The sequence below is a fragment of the Bradyrhizobium genosp. A genome, assembly GCF_049949275.1.
GTDB lineage: Bacteria > Pseudomonadota > Alphaproteobacteria > Rhizobiales > Xanthobacteraceae > Bradyrhizobium.
Genome location: NZ_CP188196.1, coordinates 874,095 through 892,565, shown reverse-complemented (window position 1 = coordinate 892,565; position 18,471 = coordinate 874,095). Strand labels below are relative to the sequence as shown.

The 18,471-nt window shown below is 63.3% G+C and carries 17 protein-coding genes; 8 read left to right on the top strand and 9 right to left on the bottom strand.

What is annotated here, in order from left to right; all coding sequences use genetic code 11:
• Window positions 1-635 precede the first annotated feature (635 nt).
• Window positions 636-1,388 carry a transglutaminase-like cysteine peptidase gene (locus ACP2YP_RS04100; protein ID WP_426422457.1) on the top strand — a complete coding sequence of 251 codons (753 nt, stop codon included), beginning with the start codon at window positions 636-638 and terminating at the stop codon, window positions 1,386-1,388.
• Between the two features lie 86 nt (window positions 1,389-1,474).
• Window positions 1,475-2,599 (top strand): lysozyme inhibitor LprI family protein, encoded by a 1,125-nt coding sequence (locus tag ACP2YP_RS04095; RefSeq protein ID WP_426426466.1) that lies wholly within the window; start codon window positions 1,475-1,477, stop codon window positions 2,597-2,599.
• 159 nt (window positions 2,600-2,758) lie between these two features.
• Here ACP2YP_RS04095 and ACP2YP_RS04090 read toward each other — a convergent pair whose 3' ends face one another.
• The 6 genes from ACP2YP_RS04090 to ACP2YP_RS04065 all read right to left on the bottom strand — a co-directional run bounded on the left by ACP2YP_RS04090 (window position 2,759) and on the right by ACP2YP_RS04065 (window position 9,486).
• Window positions 2,759-3,958, bottom strand: coding sequence for an ABC transporter substrate-binding protein (locus tag ACP2YP_RS04090; RefSeq protein WP_426422456.1), 1,200 nt, complete (start codon window positions 3,956-3,958; stop codon window positions 2,759-2,761).
• Window positions 3,959-4,032: 74 nt separating this feature from the next.
• Window positions 4,033-5,871, bottom strand: coding sequence for an AMP-dependent synthetase/ligase (locus ACP2YP_RS04085; protein WP_426422455.1), 1,839 nt, complete (start codon window positions 5,869-5,871; stop codon window positions 4,033-4,035).
• A 36-nt stretch (window positions 5,872-5,907) separates the two neighbouring features.
• Window positions 5,908-6,696: an ABC transporter ATP-binding protein gene (locus ACP2YP_RS04080; protein ID WP_426422453.1), complete on the bottom strand. Its 789-nt coding sequence runs from the start codon at window positions 6,694-6,696 to the stop codon at window positions 5,908-5,910.
• A gap of 3 nt (window positions 6,697-6,699) precedes the next feature.
• A complete protein-coding gene (locus ACP2YP_RS04075) occupies window positions 6,700-7,458 on the bottom strand; it encodes an ABC transporter ATP-binding protein (protein WP_197953824.1) in 759 nt (252 codons plus the stop codon).
• Window positions 7,455-8,606 carry a branched-chain amino acid ABC transporter permease gene (locus tag ACP2YP_RS04070; protein WP_426422452.1) on the bottom strand — a complete coding sequence of 384 codons (1,152 nt, stop codon included), beginning with the start codon at window positions 8,604-8,606 and terminating at the stop codon, window positions 7,455-7,457. Before ACP2YP_RS04070 ends, ACP2YP_RS04075 begins: the two co-directional genes overlap by 4 nt.
• 4 nt (window positions 8,607-8,610) lie before the next feature.
• Window positions 8,611-9,486 (bottom strand): branched-chain amino acid ABC transporter permease, encoded by an 876-nt coding sequence (locus tag ACP2YP_RS04065; RefSeq protein ID WP_426422451.1) that lies wholly within the window; start codon window positions 9,484-9,486, stop codon window positions 8,611-8,613.
• A 274-nt stretch (window positions 9,487-9,760) separates the two neighbouring features.
• Between ACP2YP_RS04065 and ACP2YP_RS04060 the strand changes: the two genes are divergently transcribed.
• From ACP2YP_RS04060 to ACP2YP_RS04040, 5 genes are all read left to right on the top strand, one after another.
• Window positions 9,761-10,510: an ABC transporter ATP-binding protein gene (locus ACP2YP_RS04060; RefSeq protein WP_426426465.1), complete on the top strand. Its 750-nt coding sequence runs from the start codon at window positions 9,761-9,763 to the stop codon at window positions 10,508-10,510.
• A complete protein-coding gene (locus ACP2YP_RS04055; RefSeq protein ID WP_426422449.1) occupies window positions 10,507-12,033 on the top strand; it encodes a permease in 1,527 nt (508 codons plus the stop codon). Before ACP2YP_RS04060 ends, ACP2YP_RS04055 begins: the two co-directional genes overlap by 4 nt.
• Window positions 12,034-12,088: 55 nt before the next feature.
• The gene (locus tag ACP2YP_RS04050) at window positions 12,089-12,340 is read left to right on the top strand and encodes an AbrB/MazE/SpoVT family DNA-binding domain-containing protein (RefSeq protein ID WP_426422448.1); all 252 of its coding nucleotides are present in this window, start codon (window positions 12,089-12,091) and stop codon (window positions 12,338-12,340) included.
• A gap of 90 nt (window positions 12,341-12,430) precedes the next feature.
• On the top strand, window positions 12,431-13,246 hold the full coding sequence (locus ACP2YP_RS04045; RefSeq protein ID WP_426422446.1) for an MBL fold metallo-hydrolase: 816 nt from the start codon (window positions 12,431-12,433) through the stop codon (window positions 13,244-13,246).
• A gap of 65 nt (window positions 13,247-13,311) precedes the next feature.
• Window positions 13,312-13,851, top strand: a complete 540-nt coding sequence (locus tag ACP2YP_RS04040; protein WP_426422445.1) for a hypothetical protein — start codon at window positions 13,312-13,314, stop codon at window positions 13,849-13,851.
• Window positions 13,852-14,040: 189 nt separating this feature from the next.
• On the opposite strand, the gene ACP2YP_RS04035 is transcribed toward ACP2YP_RS04040, so the two are convergent.
• Window positions 14,041-14,496, bottom strand: coding sequence for a cupin domain-containing protein (locus ACP2YP_RS04035; protein WP_426422443.1), 456 nt, complete (start codon window positions 14,494-14,496; stop codon window positions 14,041-14,043).
• 238 nt (window positions 14,497-14,734) lie between these two features.
• Here ACP2YP_RS04035 and ACP2YP_RS04030 point away from each other — a divergent pair, with 238 nt between their 5' ends.
• Complete coding sequence (locus ACP2YP_RS04030; RefSeq protein WP_426422442.1) at window positions 14,735-15,280, top strand: hypothetical protein; 546 nt, start codon at window positions 14,735-14,737, stop codon at window positions 15,278-15,280.
• 160 nt (window positions 15,281-15,440) lie between these two features.
• On the opposite strand, the gene ACP2YP_RS04025 is transcribed toward ACP2YP_RS04030, so the two are convergent.
• Together ACP2YP_RS04025 and pcaB are read right to left on the bottom strand one after the other, a co-directional pair.
• A complete protein-coding gene (locus ACP2YP_RS04025) occupies window positions 15,441-16,697 on the bottom strand; it encodes an aminopeptidase (RefSeq protein WP_426422441.1) in 1,257 nt (418 codons plus the stop codon).
• Between the two features lie 111 nt (window positions 16,698-16,808).
• A complete protein-coding gene (gene pcaB, locus ACP2YP_RS04020; RefSeq protein WP_426422439.1) occupies window positions 16,809-18,170 on the bottom strand; it encodes a 3-carboxy-cis,cis-muconate cycloisomerase in 1,362 nt (453 codons plus the stop codon).
• Window positions 18,171-18,471 lie beyond the last annotated feature (301 nt).

The window sequence follows — 18,471 nt, the reverse complement described above, 5'->3', positions numbered from 1 at the left end:
TTGCCAGCGTAATTCAACCGGGCACCATAAAAACGGTTAATAATTAGGTAAGTATCAACTGCCTAAGCTTGCATATCATTACCAAGTCCTTAGCGAAACCGTCTATTGCTTGTGTGATTTCGCATCACTTGGTCACCCACGACTATGCTTATGGCGACATCAACAGATAATCTGAAGTATTCCTTCGAACATTTTCAAGTCGAACCCGGCTTATTGCGCGCATTTCCAGTCGTCAAAAGCGATCAATCGTACAGATCTAGCGACAGATACTTGTGTCATCTCTTCTTCGTGGTCCCCCGCAGCATCCTGCGGCAAATACGGAGTTAAATCTGTGATCCAACTAACAGAACCCGTGAAATAACGGGGTCATTAGCCATAGGCGCAGAATCGGCTCGCCCACAATTTCTGCCCGCAGTTGGCTCCATTTCGCAACAGCGCGGCCTCTCCCAACCGGTGGATTGTAAAATTTTACGCAATTGGGACAGGCCCGGTTCAGCCTGCCCGGCGGTTTTGGGGTCCCGCCCGAGCGCGTTAAGCAGAACAAAACGGCCCACCTCCCACTATCTCCGCGAAAGCAACAAGCCCGGCACGTCAAGGTCGAGGGGACCTGGCGAAGCCGGATAAGGGGATGTCAGATGGAGACCGCTGCTCGCTCGCGCGCCTGGCGCGCTATCCTTGTCCTGTGCGGATTGATCTTGTTCGGATCGGCCGCCGACCTTCGTGCCGGCACGTTGCTGTCGCCGGGCGCCGGCGTGCTCGTGCGCAAATCGGCCGAGCCGTTCGGCGTGTTCGCCTTCGCCATTTCCACCGGTGGCCTGCGGCAGAAATGGTTCTCGCTGAAAGAGAGGCTCGACGACGACATGGTGCAGCTGGCGCTGTGCGATGGCGACCGCGACAATTGCGCCTCGCCTGCGGCGCTGAAACTGCTCGCCATCGTCGACCAGGCCCGCAGCCACGACGGCCGTGCGCTGCTCGCTGAGACCAACCGTGCCATCAACCTCGCCATCCGCGCCGAAAATGACGGTGCCGAAGACATCTGGAGCTCGCCGCTCGAGACCTTCCAGCGCGGCGCCGGCGATTGCGAGGATTACGCCATCGCCAAGCTGGCCGCGTTGCGGCTTGCCGGTGTCGCCGCTGAGGACCTCCGCCTCGTGGTGGTGCGCGACACCCGCAACGGCGAAGGCCATGCGGTTGCCTCGGCAAAGCTCGACGGCCACTGGCTGATGCTGGACAACCGCCGCATGGCGATGGTCGAGGATGACGACGCGCGCAACTACCAGCCGCTGTACGTGCTCTACCAATCCGCCGTGCTGAGATATGTCGACGAACCCGTGCGGGGCGAGAGCCAGCGGGTGTCGATGGTATCGGCCGAGGCCGAGGCGCGGTGATCCGGGTGTAACCACCCGCCACAAATCCATTTCGCCGCACGGTCCGGGACGCTAGCATGGCGATGGCCATGCTGGGGGCAATTGGAATGCGATGGATCGTGCTGACTGTGCTTGCGGTGCTGGCATTACCGGCGGCACCTGGATTCGCGCAATCCGGCACATCCGACCGCTCCGTTGCCGACAGGCTGCCGCTGTTCGCCAGGAACAATTGTGAGCAGATCCGCGACCCCGGCAATCAATTGCTCTGCGGTGATCCCGAGCTATCTGCCGCCGCCGAAAAGCTCAGCACCGCCGTCGAGGCACGGCTCGCCCGCCTGCCGGATCGCCTGCCTGGCATCGAAGAGAACGCGATCTGGATCCGCCAACGCAATCTCGGCTGCGGCATCGTCGGCCAGACCGCGATCCGCGCCGACGATTTCGACCGGGTGAAGACGTGCCTTCTCAAGGTGACCGAGGAGCGTGCCACGATCGTGCGCGATCCGGATTTCGACTGTCTTGCGGCCAACACCGCGGCCGGCGCGCTGATCTGTGCGGACCCGTCGCTGGCACTGACCGAGACCGAGCTCAACAGCCAGGTGCTCGGCCTGATCGGCAAGCTGGACCCGACCGCGGCACGCTTTGCCTTCGCCGAATACGGCCGCTGGACGCGAGAACGCGATCGCAAGTGCAATCTGGTCGGCAAGGAGAACGTGCCGCCTCAGGAGCTTGGCTCCGCGGAAGACTGCCTCGCCGACTATCTGAAGCAGAAGACCAACGAGATCGCGGCTGCCAAGGGCGATCCGAAGAAGGTGTTCGGCCGGCAGGTCGCGGCCAGCGAGCCCGACACCGATGCCGTCGATTTCTGCGCCGCGCGCATCCACGCCGCCAATTCGTGCGGCAATTTCCTCCGCATCAACCGCGTCGACGCGCTCGACAGCCAGGTGACGGATCAGGAGGCACAGGTCACCGGCGAGATCGAGATGGTCGTGCTGGCGCCCTTCGCCGCCTGCAGCAAAGTCGCCTCCACCTGCACCGGCACCTGCTGGGACCCCAGCACCGGTCGTCCGCAACCGGGAGCCGGCAACAAGGAGCGCTCCGCAGCAGCCTTCAACGTGACGCGCCGCCTGAGGATCCAGCGGACCTTCGTCTTCGTCAAAGCCGCCGACGGCTGGCGCTGCCGCGAAGACGCGCTGGCGCCGGTGAACTCGGGCACCGCCGGCGGGGGATCGTAGGCTGCCTCCTCTCCCTCTCCCCGTTCTTACGGGGAGAGGGTCGGGGTGAGGGGCTGCTTCCGCAATCACGGTGAGAGTCGGACTCGCGGAGACTCCCCCTCACCCGGAATTTGCTTCCGCAAATTCCGGCCTCTCCCCGCACGCGGGGAGAGGCAAGGATCAAAACATCAGATTGTCCTTCACCAGGACCCAGCGGCCGCCCTTGACCTGCTGCACCTGGGTGATGGTGTTGGCGAGGTGATCGGTCTTGGAGAATTTGGTCGGCGGCGAGTTGAAGATGTCGAGGAATTTCTCGCCTGCCTCGAGCGAGTCCAGCATCTTCTGTCCGGTCAGATTCTTGCCGGCCTTGTCCGCGTAGAACGCAAACGTCATCACCGCGTTGTAGCCGATGATCGCCTGCGTGTTGGCGTCGGTGTTGAACATCTTCTTGTAGTTGACCAGCCAGTCGTGGACCTTGCCCTTGGCAGTGTCCTCGTAGGGGATCTCGAAGCCCGAGGCCGCATAGAGGCCTTCGACCGCCTCCTTGCCCAGCGTGGGCACCTCCAGCACGTTGGTCGGCGTCGCGCCGAGGAAGGTGACGTCCCAGCCGAGCTTCTTCGCCTCCGTCATCGCGCCGATGGTCTCGCGGATCACGGTGCCGAGCACCACGAGATCGCAGCCGTCGGACTTCATCTTGGCCACTTGCGCGCTGAAATCGGATGCGCCGCGTTTGTAGCTCGTGACCGAGGCGGGCTGCATCTTCATCGCGGCAAGCTGCTGGTTGAAGCCGTCGAGCACATTCTTTCCGTACTCGTCGTCCTGATGCATGATGCAGGGCTTCCGGAAATTCTTCCACTCCATCATGTACTTCAGCGCGGCGCGGGTGCTCTCGACGTAGGGCAGCAAATTGTTGAACTTCAGCCGCTCCTGCGGCTTGGCCGGGTCGAACTTGAAGGTGAACTCGGCGGCCGTCAGCGGAAACAGCTGGAGCACGCCGGCGTCGAACAGGATATCCTGGGCGGCAAGCACCGTGGGCGAACCCATTGGTCCGATCATCGCGAAGATCTTGTCGCGCTCGACCATCTTCTGCGAGGCCAGCACCGCCCTCTTCGGATCGTAGCCATTGTCCTCGAGGATCATCCTGATCTTGCGCCCCTGGATGCCGCCGGCCGCATTGATCTCCTCGACCGCCATCTTCATGCCGTTGGAGACCGGCACGCCCCAGACCTTGATCGGGCCCGACAAATCCTGATGGGTGCCGATGACGATCTCGCCCGCCGAGATGCCCTCATTGGTGACCTTGGTTTGCGCTAGGGACGGCTGACAGGTGAGCGCCACCGCACCCACAGCAAGGCCGAACGCTCTCAACGATCTCGACATTGACGTCTCCTCCTTAGGCCCATGTTGCACGAAGGGCGTGGCCATGGCTCCTCCGCTGTTCTCACAGACGCGGCTCAAGCGACTGCGCGTTGGCGATACATCGCATCGATCTCCGCTGCGTAGCGCTTGTTCACAAAGTTACGCTTCAGCTTCATGGTCGGCGTCAGCTCCTCGTCCTCCGGGGTGAGCTGGCGTTCGATCAGGTAGAATTTCTTGACGGTCTCGACGCGCGCGAAGTTCGCGTTGACGCCTTCGATCTCGTGCCAGATCAGGTTCTGGACCTCGCTGGCCCGGCACAGGCTTGCGTAATTGGTGAAGGGGATGTCGTGGTCCTGGGCGAATTTCTCGACATTCTCCTGGTCGATCATCACGAGGCAGGTGAGATAAGGCCGCTTGTCGCCGATCACGACGGCATCCGAAATGTAGGGCGAGAATTTGAGCTGGTTCTCGATCTCCGACGGCGTGATGTTCTTGCCACCGGACGTGATGATGATGTCCTTCATCCGGTCGGTGACGCGGACGAACCCCTCATTGTCGATGGTGCCGACGTCGCCGGTATGCAACCAGCCGCGATGGTCGATGGTCTCAGCCGTCTTCTCGGGCTGGTTCAGATAGCCCATGAACAGGAAGTCGCCTTTGATCAGGATCTCGCCGTCGGGCGACAGCGCGACCTCGCCCCAGGGCACCGCCGTGCCGACCGAGCCGAGCTTGATGCGCGACGCCGGCATCATGGTCGCGACCCCGCAATTCTCGGTCTGGCCGTAGACCTCGTGGATGTCGATGCCGAGCGCCAGGTACCAGCGGATCAGATCCGGCGCGATCGGCGCTGCGCCGGTGAAAGCGATGCGGCAACGGTCGAGCCCGATCATGCGTCGGATGTTGCGGAAGGCGAGCTGGTAAGCGACGCGGTTGGCAATGCGTAGCGCCAGCGGCGGTGTCTTGCCCTCGATCCGGCAGTCGACCATGCGGTAGCCAATCCCGATGGCGCGGCGATAGACCCATTGCTGGAGTGGCGTCGCGTCCTTCAGCGCGATGGTGATGGCCGAATAGAATTTCTCCCAGATCCGCGGCACCGCGAGGAACACGGTCGGCTGCACCTCGCGCAGATTGTCCGGCACGGTCTCGGGACTCTCGGCAAAATTCATCACCGAGCCGAGCGCGACCGAGATGTAGTAGCCGCCGACGCGCTCGGCGACGTGGCAGAGCGGCAGGAAGATCAGCCGGTCCTCGTCCTCCAGCGCCGGGATGAAGTCGTTGGCGTGCCGCATCTGGTGCGTGACGCTGCGGTTGGCGTGCATGGCGCCCTTGGGCGGGCCTGTGGTTCCGGAGGTATAGACGAGAACCGCCAGATCGCCGGCGCTGGGGCAATTGATCATCTCCTGCCACAGCATTTCGCGGCCGACCATGTGGTTGCGGCCGAGCGCGCGAAACTCGTCGAGCGACATCACCATGTCGTCGGAGAAGCCAGAGAGGCCCTCCATGTCGAACACGATGATCCTTTGCAAGCTGGGACATCGCGCGCGGCAAGCCAGGATCTTGTCGAGCTGCTCCTCGTCCTCGGCGAAGATCACCCGCGTCGCGGAATCATTGATGAGATATTCGACCTGGGCAGCAGCGTCGGTCGGATAGATCCCGGAGGAGACGCCGCCGGCACACAGGATGCCCATGTCGGCATAGACCCACTCCGGCACGGCGTTGGCCATGATGGAGCCGACGTTGCCGGGCACGAAACCGATCGCATGGAGGGCGTAGGCGATCTCCTTTGAGGTTGCCAGCCATTCGCGCCAGCTCGTCGGCTGCCAGATGCCGAACTTCTTCTCGCGGATCGCGGGCCTGTCGCCGCGCACCTCTGCGGCGCGCAGGAAACTTCTCGCGATCGTATCAGCGACCGTCAGCACCGCCGGTCGGGGCATGCGTGTCTCCTCGTTGCCGCCTTAAACGCAAACTCTTCATCGCCAAGTCTTCTTCTTTTTCCAGCGCCGCTCGCCTCGTGCGCCGGCTTCCTTGGCGCCAAGGTAGAATTCCTGGATGTCCTGGGAATGCATCAAGCGGTCGCAGCTGTCATTCATCACGACGCGGCCGATCTCGAGCACATAGCCGTAATGCGCGGTCTCGAGCGCCACGCGGGCGTTCTGCTCGACCAGCAGGATCGACATACCTTGCTCCTCGTTGACGCGCCGGATGATGGTGAATATCTCCTTCACCAGGATCGGCGACAGGCCGAGCGAGGGCTCGTCGAGCAACAACAGCGTCGGGCGGTTCATCAGCGCGCGGCCGATCGCGAGCATCTGCTGCTCGCCGCCGGAGAGCTGGCCCGCAGGCTGGTTGATGCGCTCCTTCAATCGCGGGAAGTAGCCATAGACGCGCTCCAGATCGTCCGCGACGCCGTCACGGTCGCTGCGTGGATAGGCGCCCATCATCAGGTTTTCGCGCACCGAGAGGAACGGGAACACCTCGCGCCCCTCGGGCACGTGGCTGAGGCCCAGTCGCACGATGCGATCGGCTTCCATGCGCTGGATCGGCTTGCCCATGAACTCGATCGAGCCCTTTTGCGGATCGAGAATGCCCGAGATGGTCTTCAGCACCGTGGTCTTGCCGGCACCGTTGGCACCCAGCAGCGTGACAATGCGGCCGCGCGGCACCTCCAGCGAGATGCCGCGGATCGCCATGATCGGCCCGTAATAGCTCTCGATGTTGGAGAGCTTCAGGATGATGTCGGGCGCCGGGGTCGCATCCATGCATCACGCTCCCAGATACGCGGCGACGACATCGGGGTGCTGCTGCACCTCGGCCGGCGAGCCCATCGCGAGCACGCGGCCGTAGTTCAGCGCGATGACACGGTCCGAGACGCGATTGACCAGCGACATGTCGTGCTCGACCATCAGCACGGTGACGCCGAGCTCGCTCTTCATGTCGCGGATCCAGAACGACATGTCGTCGGTCTCCTCGACGTTGAGGCCGGAGGACGGCTCGTCGAGCAGGATCAGCTTCGGCTCGGAGCACAGCGCGCGTGCGAGCTCGATCACCTTGCGCACGCCGTAAGGCAGGCCCGAGATCAGCTTGTCGCGATAGGGCTCGAGGTCGAGGAACTCGATGACCTGCTCGACCCGGCGGCGGTGCACCTTCTCGTTGGCGCGCACGCTCGGCAGGAACAGCAATTCTTGCCAGAGCTGCGTGGTGGAATGCCGGTGGCGCCCGACCAGGAGGTTCGACAGCACCGTCGCATTCTCGAACAGCTCGATGTTCTGGAAGGTGCGGGCGATGCCGAGCTTTGCGATATCGTAAGGCGGCTGTTCCGTGATGTCCTGGTCCTCGAAGAAGATGCGGCCCGAGGTCGGCCGGTAGATCCGCGAGATCAGGTTGAAGATCGAGCTCTTGCCTGCCCCGTTCGGGCCGATGATGGAGAGGATCTCGCCCTTCTCGACCGCAAAGGACACCGCATCGACGGCCTTCAGGCCCCCGAAATGCAGCGACAGGTTTTCGGCGCGGAAATAGCTCATCGGTTCCGCTCCGACTTCACGTAGATCTTCTGCCGCTTGAAGGTCGAGCGCTTGTAGAGCGGGAACAGCTGGAAAAAAAGCTTGATCTTGAGCCAACGGCCGTAGATGCCGAGCGGCTCGAACAGCACGAACAGCATGATGATGATGCCGTAGATCGCGCCCTTCAGCCCGTTCAGCGAGGCAAAGGCAGCGACCTTGGACTGGATGTTTGCCGCGGTCGCCGTGCCCGCGCCGAACATCGCGGCGATACCGGCGATGATGCCGGGCATGTCGTCCTTCAGATAGGTCAGGAACGGATCGATCATCACGATGAAGATCGCGCCCAGCACTGCGCCATGCAGGCTGAAGGTGCCGCCGATCAGGATCACGATGATGAACTCGATCGAGAGCTGCAGCGTGAACATCTCCGGCGAGATGAAGGAGAGCTTGTGCGCGAACAGCACACCGGCAAAGCCGGTGATCGCCGCAGAAATCGCGAAGGACTTGACCTTGTAGAGCGCGACGTTGACGCCCATGCTGCGCGCCGCCGTCTCCGAGTCCCGGATCGCGACGAAGGCGCGGCCGGTCGGCGAGCGCAGGAGATTGAGCGTGCCGACAATGGTCAGCACCAGCACCGCAAGGCAGAGGAAATAGAAGGTCGGACTGTCGCGCGAGACTGTCACGCCGAGCAGCGACAGCGCCTTGACCCGCAGGCCTTCGTTGCCATTGGTGACACTCTCCCAGCGCGCCAGAATCTCCTCGACGATGAAGGCAAAAGAGATCGTGGCGATGACGAGATAGATGCCCTGGAGCCGCAGCGCTGGAAAGCCGACCAGCGCGCCGACGCAGCCGGTCAGGACGCCTGCGGCAAGGAAATAGACCGGAAACGGCACATTATACTTCTGCAGATAAGCGGCCGTGTAGGCGCCGATCGCGAGGAATGCGGCGTGCCCGAGTGAGGCCTGCCCGGTGAAGCCGGTCAGGATCATCAGCGCCACGCCCACCGTCGCGTAGATACACACAAAGACCAGCTGGCTCATCAGATAGCTGGAGAGGACGTAAGGCGCGATCAGCAGCACGGCGAGCAAGAGGCCATAGGAGACCACATACCCGGAATGCGGGAAGAGCCTGATATCGTCCTCATAGTCGGTCTTGAACAGGAAGCGCATGCGTTCAGACCTTCTTGCGGGCGTGAAGGCCGAACAGGCCTTCGGGCTTCAGCAGCAGCACGGCCAGCAGCACGATGTAGGGCGCGACGTCCTTCCAGCCTTCCGCCAGATAAAACCCGGCCATGCTCTCGATCACGCCAATCAAGACGCCGCCAACGACGGCGCCGGGGATCGAGCCGAAGCCGCCGAGCACCGCGGCTGGAAACGCCTTCAGGCCGAGCACGAGGCCGACATTGGAGTGGATGAAGGTGATCGGCGCCAGCAGCACGCCGGCGCAGGTCGCGACTGCCGCGCTGATCGCCCAGACGATCGAAACCACGCGCTTGACCGGAATGCCCATGTAGTACGCCGCCAGCATGTTCTCGGAACTGGCGCGCATCGCGGTGCCGAGCATGGTCTTGTTGAAGAACAGCCAGAGCAGCGCGCAGAGAATGACCGTCGCCGCGATCACCGAGAGCTTGTCATGGGCGAGCACCAGCGAGCCGATGCGCAGCACGCCCTGGCTGAACGGCGTCTCGATCTTGAAATCGTCGGTGCCCCAGATCATGCCGGCGACCGAGCGCAGGAAGTAGCCCAGCCCGATGGTGGCCATGATGATGGAGAATTGCGGATAGCCGAGGATCGGCCGCACCACGATCCGCTCCGCCAGCATGCCGAACAGCGCCATCGCCGCCACCGCACCGGCAAACCCGATCCAGTAGTTCAGGCCCATCATGCCGATGAAGGTGAAGGCGAAGAAGCCGCCCAGCATCATCAGATCGCCCTGGGCGAAATTGACGACCTCGGTGGCCTTGTAGACGAGCACGAAACCGAGCGCGATCAGGCCGTAGACACAGCCGAGCGCAACACCGCTGACCAGCTGCTGAACGAAATCCAGCATCGCCGCGTCCTCCCGATGCAACCTGCGGTTCTTGACGACCGCCTTGCCGCATCTTGTGTCCAGCCGCTACGCTGCCGTTTCGCCGCGTTAGCTGCCATTTGTCCCGGCGCCAATTCAGCCTGAACGCCCGAGTGCTGTCAACAAACGGTGACTTGCCTTTAGTCCAAGGCGCAGTCGAAGTCGGATGCCGGAATTTGCGGCCGCGCGATTCACGGTGCCGAAACATCTTCAGGTCATGGTCGCGACCGATGCAAAACCGGATGGGGTGGCCGTCATGAAGCTGGACAGCTCGGCGCTCGAAGTCCGAGGGTTAACGAAGCGTTTTGACCGTTTGGCGGTCGATAGCCTCGATCTCACCATCCATGCCGGTGAATTCTATGCGCTGGTCGGCCCCAATGGTGCCGGCAAGACCACCACTTTGCGCATGGTTGCGGGCCTGTTGCGGCCCGATGACGGCGGCGTTTCGATTTTCGGCATCGATGCGCTTCAAAATCCGGTCGCGGCCAAGCAGGTGATGGCGTGGGTCTCCGACGAGCCCATGATCTATGACAAGCTCACTCCGCTCGAATATCTCGAATTCGTCGCCGGCCTCTGGGGCATCGCGCCGTCCGTCTCGGAACCGGTCGCCGAGCAGCTTCTGAGCTCGCTCGGGCTCGAGCGGCACCGGCACGAACGCTGCGAAGGCTTCTCCAAGGGCATGCGCCAGAAAGTGGCGCTTGCCGGTGCGCTGGTGCACGATCCCCGCCTCATCATCCTCGACGAGCCGCTGACCGGGCTCGACGCCGTCTCCGCCCGCCATGTGAAGGGCCTGTTGAGCGAGCGCGTTCAGGCCGGCTGCACCATCATCATGACCACGCATATTCTCGAGGTAGCCGAGCGCATGGCCGACCGCATCGGCGTGATCGCCGCGGGCCGCCTGGTCGCGGAGGGCACGCTGACCGAGCTGCGCCAGCAGAACGGCCATGCCGACACCAGCCTGGAAGATCTCTTCATCGCATTGGTGACGCTCCAGGAAGCCGCATGAGCTCGGCGACCGCGCTCTCCTGGTTTGCCCGTCACGAGCTCCGGCTCGCCTGGCGCGAATGGTTCGCCATGATGACGGGCGGCCGGCGCAGGCGCGCCCGTGCCGCTGTGATCGGCCTGCTGTTCTTCGCCGCACTGCTGCATGTGCCGGCCTGGGCCGTGATCGGCCGCTTCGCCAATCTGCAACTGCCACTCGACAAATCCTCGCTGATCGTGATCTCGGCGACGATCTTTCTCGCCTGGACCTTGATGCTGTCGCAAGCGATCGAATCCGTGACGCGGGTGTTCTATGCCCGCGCGGATCTCGATCTCATCATGTCCTCGCCGGCGCGGCTCGCCAATCTGTTCTCGGTGCGCATCGCCGCGATCGCGCTCACCGTCACGGTGATGGCGCTGTTGTTCTCGACGCCCTTCATCGACGTGCTGGTGATCGGCGGCGGAGCGCGGTGGCTTGCCGCCTTCGGCGTCGTCGTCGCGATGGGCCTGTCGGCTGCAGCGATCGCGATTGCAATCACCATCCTGCTGTTTCGCCTGATCGGCCCGGCGCGGACGCGCTTCGTGGCCCAGATCCTGGCTGCGATCATCGGCGCGGGTTTCGTCATCGCGCTCCAGGTCGCGGCGATCATCTCCTACGGCACGCTGTCGCGCTTCACCATCCTGACGTCAGGCACCTTGGCCGCCCACGCGCCCGACATCGACAGCATCTGGTGGTGGCCGGCGCGGGCGACCATGGGTGACAGCGAGGCGCTGCTGCTGCTCCTCGCACTTGGGCTGGTGCTGCTCGGAAGCGTGATGGCGATGTTCTCGAGCCGCTTTGCCGACACGGCAATCGACGCCGCCGCCTATGGCACATCCGGCCGCAAGCGCGCGAAGGAACGTCCGTTCCGCGGCGGGTCGCGGCAGCAGGCGATGCGGCGCAAGGAATTCGTGCTGCTCTGCCGTGATCCCTGGCTGATCTCGCAGACCCTAATGCAACTGCTCTATCTGGTGCCGCCGGCACTGCTGCTGTGGCGCAGCTTTGCCGACAGTTCTGCCGCGCTGACGCTGATCTCGCCCGTCATCGTGATGGCCGCGGGCCAGCTCGCCGGTGGGCTCGCCTGGCTGACGATCTCCGGCGAAGACGCCCCGGATCTGGTCGCGACCGCGCCGCTGACGCCCTCCAGCGTCATCCGCGCCAAGATCGAGGTGGTGCTGATCGCGATCGCCGTCATCTTCAGCCCGCTGGTGGCCGCGCTGGTTTTCGCCTCACCGTTCCAGGCCGCGGTCACGGCAGCCATGATCATCATCAGTGCGGCTTCCGCCACCGCGATCCAGCTCTGGTTCCGCATCCAGGCCCGGCGCAGCCAATTCCGTCGCCGCCAGACGTCGTCGCGGCTTGCGACCTTCGCCGAAGCCTTCTCCTCGATCGGCTGGGCCGCCACGGCCGCCCTGCTGCTGACGCTTCCGGTCGCCGGTGTCGTTAGCGGCCTGATCACCGCGGGCCTGGTTGCCATGACCTGGAAGTTCAGCCCAAGGCGGGAGTGAGTTCAGCGGTCATTTGTCCCTTCAAAGTCAGTCCGTTCTGCCTTATTGATGGGCAATGCAGACGTTCAAGGTGACTGCTGAAGGACAGGTGACGCTGACCGCCGAGCTGCTCAAGCACCTTGGTGTGCAGCCGGGCGATATGCTCGTCGCAAGTGAACTTCCGAACGGAAGCGTTGAATTGAGAGCGCCGCCAAAGGGCAAGATTTCAGACGCTTTTGGGTTCTTGCGCACGCAGAGGGAAGGCCCTCCTCTCTCGATCGAGGAGATGAATGAAATCATCGCTGCGGGTTGGGCAGGCGAACGGTAGACTTCGGCATTGACGCGCTGTTGATCGCGTCCTGTTGGCTACGCGCTGCGTTGCACGCTAGACTTTCCCTGACGTGATCGGGGACTGGACATGTGGCGATTAGTTTCGGCGGCATTTGCGCTGTTGAGCGCATGTCTCTCCCCTGCCCTCGCCCAGCAGCCGCCTCAGCGCAGCGAATGCCTGGCGATGGCGAACGCTGCGCCTCGCGTCATGCCGGCAGCCTTCCGGCAGGCGGCCGCCGCAGCCGAGGTCGAGATCACCTATGCCGGCCACTCCACCTATTTCATCGACACGCCGGGCGGTGTGCGCATCGCGACCGATTACAGCGGCGCCTATCAGGTCGGCCGGCTGCCTGACGTCGTCACCATGAACCGGGCGCACAGCACTCATTACACGCTCTTCCCGGACAAGCGCATTCCTCATGTGCTGCATGGTTGGGGCGAGGACGGCAAGCCGGCCATCGTGTCGGAGCGCATCGGCGACACCTTCATCCGCAACGTCACGACCGACATCCGCCGCTACTTTGGTGACGATTCCGGCGCCGACATGATCCGCGACGGCAATTCGATCTTCATCTTCGAGGTCGCAGGTCTCTGCATCGGCCATCTCGGTCATTTGCACCACAAGCTCGACGACAGCCATTTCGCCCAGATCGGACGGCTCGACATCGTGATGGTGCCGATCGACGGCACCTACACCATGTCGCTCGACGGCGTCTCGGAGATCACCAGGCGGTTGCGCGCCTCCGTGGTGCTGCCGATGCATCGCTTCGCCACCCCGCTCGACGAGTTCATGCGCCGCATCGGCCAGCAGTTCGAGATCGACCGCCGCACCGAGCGTTCCTTGCGGATATCGCGGGATACGCTGCCAGCGACGCCGACAGTGATCATCCTCGACGGGGTGTGACGCGCAATTTTCTCCAAGTCCGCCGCCGGCCGGTCGTGCTGATCTCCTCGCAACAGGAGATCGACATGACTGACTTTGCGAAACTATTGCACGCAGACGGGCCCAACCCCGAGCACGCGGCGGCGCTTCAGCTTTACGGCCGCTTCGTCGGCGATTGGGATGCCGAGATCACCGCCCACGGGTCCGACGGAACGAAACACATCGCGCCCGGCGAAATCCATTTCGGATGGGTGCTGGAGGGACGCGCGGTGCAGGACGTCTGGATCATTCCTCGTCCCGCTGACAGCCCCGCCTTTCCAATCGCGGGCAATTGGTACGGCACAACGCTGCGTGTCTACGATCCCTCCATGTCCGCGTGGCGGATTTCCTGGTTTGATCCGGGGCGCAGTGTGTTCCGTCAGCAGATCGGCCGTCCGCGCGGAGAAGATATCGTGCAGGAAGGCACGACCGAAGCTGGCGACCTCACGCGCTGGAGTTTCGTTGAAATCACGGGCGATTCTTTTCACTGGCTCGGCGAGGTCAAGCCGGCGACGGCAAGCGATTGGCGGCTGGTGGTCGATGTCAGGGCGATCCGCCGGGCGGCGATCGCTGCCAGCGCAGGCTAGGCAGCCGCAGCTTCTTTCAACGGCTTTGGGTCGAAATAGCGACTGCCGCGAACGTTGCGTCCGGCATCCACGCTGAGGGAACGAAAACTTGCCAATAAGCGCGATGTCATGCGCATGCGACAAGGGCCGGGATTTTCATCCCGGCCCCTCTCCTTCGTGGCCGCTGGGAAGCGTCCTTGAAGAATAAGACTAGCCGGCACCCATCAACGTCGCGGGGCGGCGCTCGCCCGGCGAGAGGAACATCCGCTTCAGCTTGTTGACGACGCGGATCATGAAGCCGATGACGGCCGGGTTGGTCTTGCGGCAGAAGGCAATCTTCTTGACGTGCCCTTCGACATGCCATTTGGCATGCGCGCCGTCGCGGAAGAAGATCACGTCACCGACACCGTAGCGCTTCGGCGGGAGCCCGTCGCTCTCCAGCACGATCGATCCTTCCAGGATCATGATCGTCTCGTCGAAATCATAATACCAGTTGAAGCGGCCTTCGGTGCAGGACCAGATGATGGTCGAGGAGGTGCCGTCGGCGCTGGTCGAGAGAATGTGCGAACGCGAGACCGGGTTGCCCTCGATGATCCAGGCCGGCTCGATCGGCTGCAGCTCCAGATCCACGTTGCAACTACCGATTTCAATTAATGCCCGCGACATCTGCTTCCCCAGGAGGTACAATATGATTAACCGGGCTTAATCCCGGATTGTTTCGAAAGATGTTTGGAACGCTAGTAGCCGGTTTTTAATTCTTCCTTACGCAGGCTCCGACAATCAGCCGCAAGTTGCAGATGCGAGGCGGTTAACGTTGAGATTTGCCCCGCAAATTCGCGCACATGAACCGATCTTTTCCGGGGTGCGACAAAGTGCGCGAAGCGACCCAGAAGGAGCCCCATCGATGCCCCTGATCCCAGAGGTTCTGACAGCCCAAGGCGAGGTCGTCGCCTGGCTCGGCAGCCTCGATGTCTCGTTCGCCCCGGACGAGGAGCCCTGGTTCACGATCGACGGCGTCGAAAGCCCCCGGCAGATCGGCAGTGACGGCTCAGGCGGCGCCTTCGTACTGCTGCCGTCGCAAAATGTGCTGTACGTCTCATCGGAAGGTCGCGCCGGGATCATCGCCGGCAGTTTCGAGGCGTTTATCCAGCTCGTCGTTGCCCGCCCCTATTGGCTCGACATCCTCAAATTCTCCGCCGGCGGCGATCTCCAGGAGATGCGGCGCGCGGCGGATGCGCTGGAGGCGACGCTCGACGACGAGGACGACGTCAACGAGGCGAGAGAGGAGATCCGCAGGCAGCTCGACCTGCCCGAGCTGGACGATCCGGTCGGCGCGCTTTACGAGGCGGTCGCGGCGTCCGACGCCATCGTGCGGGCCACCGACGGCAGCCCGTTCACGACACTGTTCAACCGCTTCAGCATCGAGATGCTGTGCAACGCGGCGGCGTGAGACGTGTTGAAGAGACGAACGTGCTCGGCCTTCATGGTTCGAGACGCGCCGCCGGGCGGCGCTCCTCACCATGAGGGTCTAACATTTCGCCGCGACACCAGACCTCATCCTGAGGAGCCCGCCAGCGGCGGGCGTCTCGAAGGATGGACCGCAAGGCGCTTTACTTCGCCCACTCGCCCTTGCGGAACACCGGCACCTTGCTGCCGTCGGCCAAAATGCCGTCGATATCGGTCTCGGCCGAGCCGATCATCCAGTCGATATGGATCAGGCTCTGGTTGCCGCCTTGCGCGGCGATCTGCTGCGGGGTGAGCTGCGCGCCGTTGATGAAGCACTTCGAATAGCACTGACCGAGCGCGATGTGGGATGCCGCATTCTCGTCGAACAGCGTGTTGTAGAACAACAGCCCGCTCTGCGAGATCGGCGAGGAATGCGGCACCAGCGCCACCTCCCCGAGCCGGCGCGCGCCCTCGTCGGTGTCGAGCACCTTGTTCAGCACCTCCGCGCCGCGCGAAGCCTTGGCATCGACGATCCTGCCGTCCTCGAAGCGCACCACGATGTTGTCGATCAGCGTGCCCTGGTAGGACAGCGGCTTCGAGCTCACGACATGGCCGTAGACCCGCCGGCAATGCGGCGTGGTGAAGACCTCTTCGGTCGGGATGTTGGCATTGCAGCTGATGCCGTTCTTGGATAGCGAGGCACCGCCTTCCCATTCATGGCCGTCGGCAAGCCCGATTGTGAGATCGGTGCCCGGCCCTGAATATTGCAGCGCGCGAAACCGCTGGCCGTTGAGCCAGTTGGTGCGCTCACGCAGCACCGCATTGTGGCTTGCCCAATTGGCCGTGGCGTCCTCGCGATCGACGCGGGACGCCGCGAAGATCGCGTCCGCAAGCTTGCCGACCGCGACATCTTCGGGATCGTTCGGAAAGACCTGCTTCGCCCAGGATGGGCTCGGATAGGCAATGATGTTCCAGTTGGTGTCGAAATTGACAATCTTTTCCAGCGCCGGCTGATACGCCATGGAATTGGCCTTGCTGGCGCGCGCGACCTTGGAAGCATCTTCGCCCGACAGCAGCATCGGATTGTCGCCAACGATGGCGAGACGCGCGGTGTTGTTCGAGAACGCCTTCGCCATGCCCTCGTAGAGCCAGTTGGCGGCACGATCAAAACTGTCGTCGTGGCCGTGGCGGTAGCGTGCCAGCGTCATCTCCTCGTCGGAGAGGATCGGCGTCACGATGCCGGCACCGGCTTTATAGGCGTGGACGGCGATGCGCCGCACCAGCGGCAGCGCCATCGCTGGCGCCGTCAGAAGAAGGTCCTGTCCCGGCCGCAAGCCCAATCCCACCTTCACCGCGACCTCGGCCAGCCGGTCGAGCTTCACGGGGTCGATGGACGTAGCGGAATTGCGTTGATCGGTCATGCCGGGTCCTCTGTCGAAATCTCTCGTTCAATCTAAGTCTAGCATCACGAGACACAAGTGCGCGAGCGTCTTGCGAGACGTGAAGATACGGAGTTTCACGCAGTTTGGTTTTCAACGCGTTGCCGATTTCAGCACCCGGTCGACCATGGCGGGCGCAAGACCGAGGTAATTTTTCGGTGAAGTGAGGGCCTCGATGGTTGCGCGATCGATTTGGGCCGCGACGCGCGGATCGGCCGACAGCGCGTCGGCGAGGCTGATGCCTTTCTCGTTGGCGAGCCGGCAGGCGTCGTAGACCACGTCGTGCGCATCCTGCCGGCCGATCTGCGGCGCGAGCCCCATCATGACCGCTTCGGCCACAATCAGACCGCGACTAAGGGCGAGGTTGTCGTTCATCTTTGTCTCGTCCACGATGAGGCCCGCGAGCGCGAACTTCGCCTGGTGCAGGGAGCCTGCGGTCAGCACGAAACTCTCGGGGATCGCCATCCATTCGGCGTGCCACGGACCGGTGGCGCGCTCGAAATCCTGCACCATGGCATCGAGCATGAGGCCCGCCTGCTGGCGCACCGCCTTGGAGGCTGCGAGCATCAGCTCCGAGGAGATCGGGTTGCGCTTCTGCGGCATGGTCGAGGAGGCGCCCCGCCCCTTGACGAAGGGCTCGTAGACCTCGGCGAATTCGGTCGAGGCCATGATCATGATGTCGAGCGCGATCTTGCCGAGCGAGCCGGTAACAAGCGCGAGGAAGTTGACGGCTTCGGCAAAGCCGTCGCGCGCGACGTGCCAGGTCGAGACGGGAACGCCGAGCTCCAGCTCGGCGCAGAGCGCCTCCTGCACCTCAAAGCCCTTGTCGCCGAGCGAGGCCAGCGTACCGGCGGCGCCCGCGAACTGTCCGACGAGGACGCGCGGCTTCAATTGATCGAGACGCTCGGCGTGGCGGTCGAACATCGCGAGCCAGATCGCGGTCTTGTAGCCGAACGTCACCGGCAGCGCCTGCTGGAGATGGGTGCGGCCCGCCATCGGCGTATCGCGATGACGCTGCGAGAGATCGGCGAGGATTTTTCGCAGCTCGGCGATGTCGCGCTCGATGATCTCGAGCCCTGCGCGCAATTGCAGCACTACGGCGGTGTCCATGATGTCCTGCGTGGTCGCGCCCCAATGCACGTAGCGGCCTGCCTCGCCGCACTGCTTCACCATCTGATGCACCAGAGGCAAGATCGGGTAGCCGACAATGTCGGTCTCCTGCCGCAGCAGATCGAAGTCGAGCGCAGCGACATCGGTCCGCGCCACGATCTGGTCGGCGGCTGCTAGCGGGATCACGCCGCATCGCGCCTCCGCTTTCGCCAGCGCCACCTCGACCTCGGCATAGCGCGCAACCAGCGCGACGTCGGAAAACACCTCGCGCATCGCAGGCGTGCCGAAGGCATCGCGAAACAGCATGGAGTCGAGCACGGTGGTCGAAGCGGGAAAGGCGGGCATGGGCGTTTCTTTGCAGCTGTTGTTTGTGTGGGAGGCAGCTTACGCGGGCCGCAGCGTTCGGCAATGAACATTCACCGTTCACCACACATTCGATATGCGTGCGATGGCTTCGCCGCGACTCAGGCCCTAAGCCCCGTCATCCTGAGGTGCGAGGCGCGCGATGCGAAGCAGCGTGCGCAGAGCCTCGAAAGGATGAACGGCCGCGATGCAGCCGGGCCATCTATCCTTCGAGGCCTGCGCTTCGCTCCGGCACCTCCAGCGACAACCGCATCGCGGTTGCCGCGGGGATGACGGTGATCAA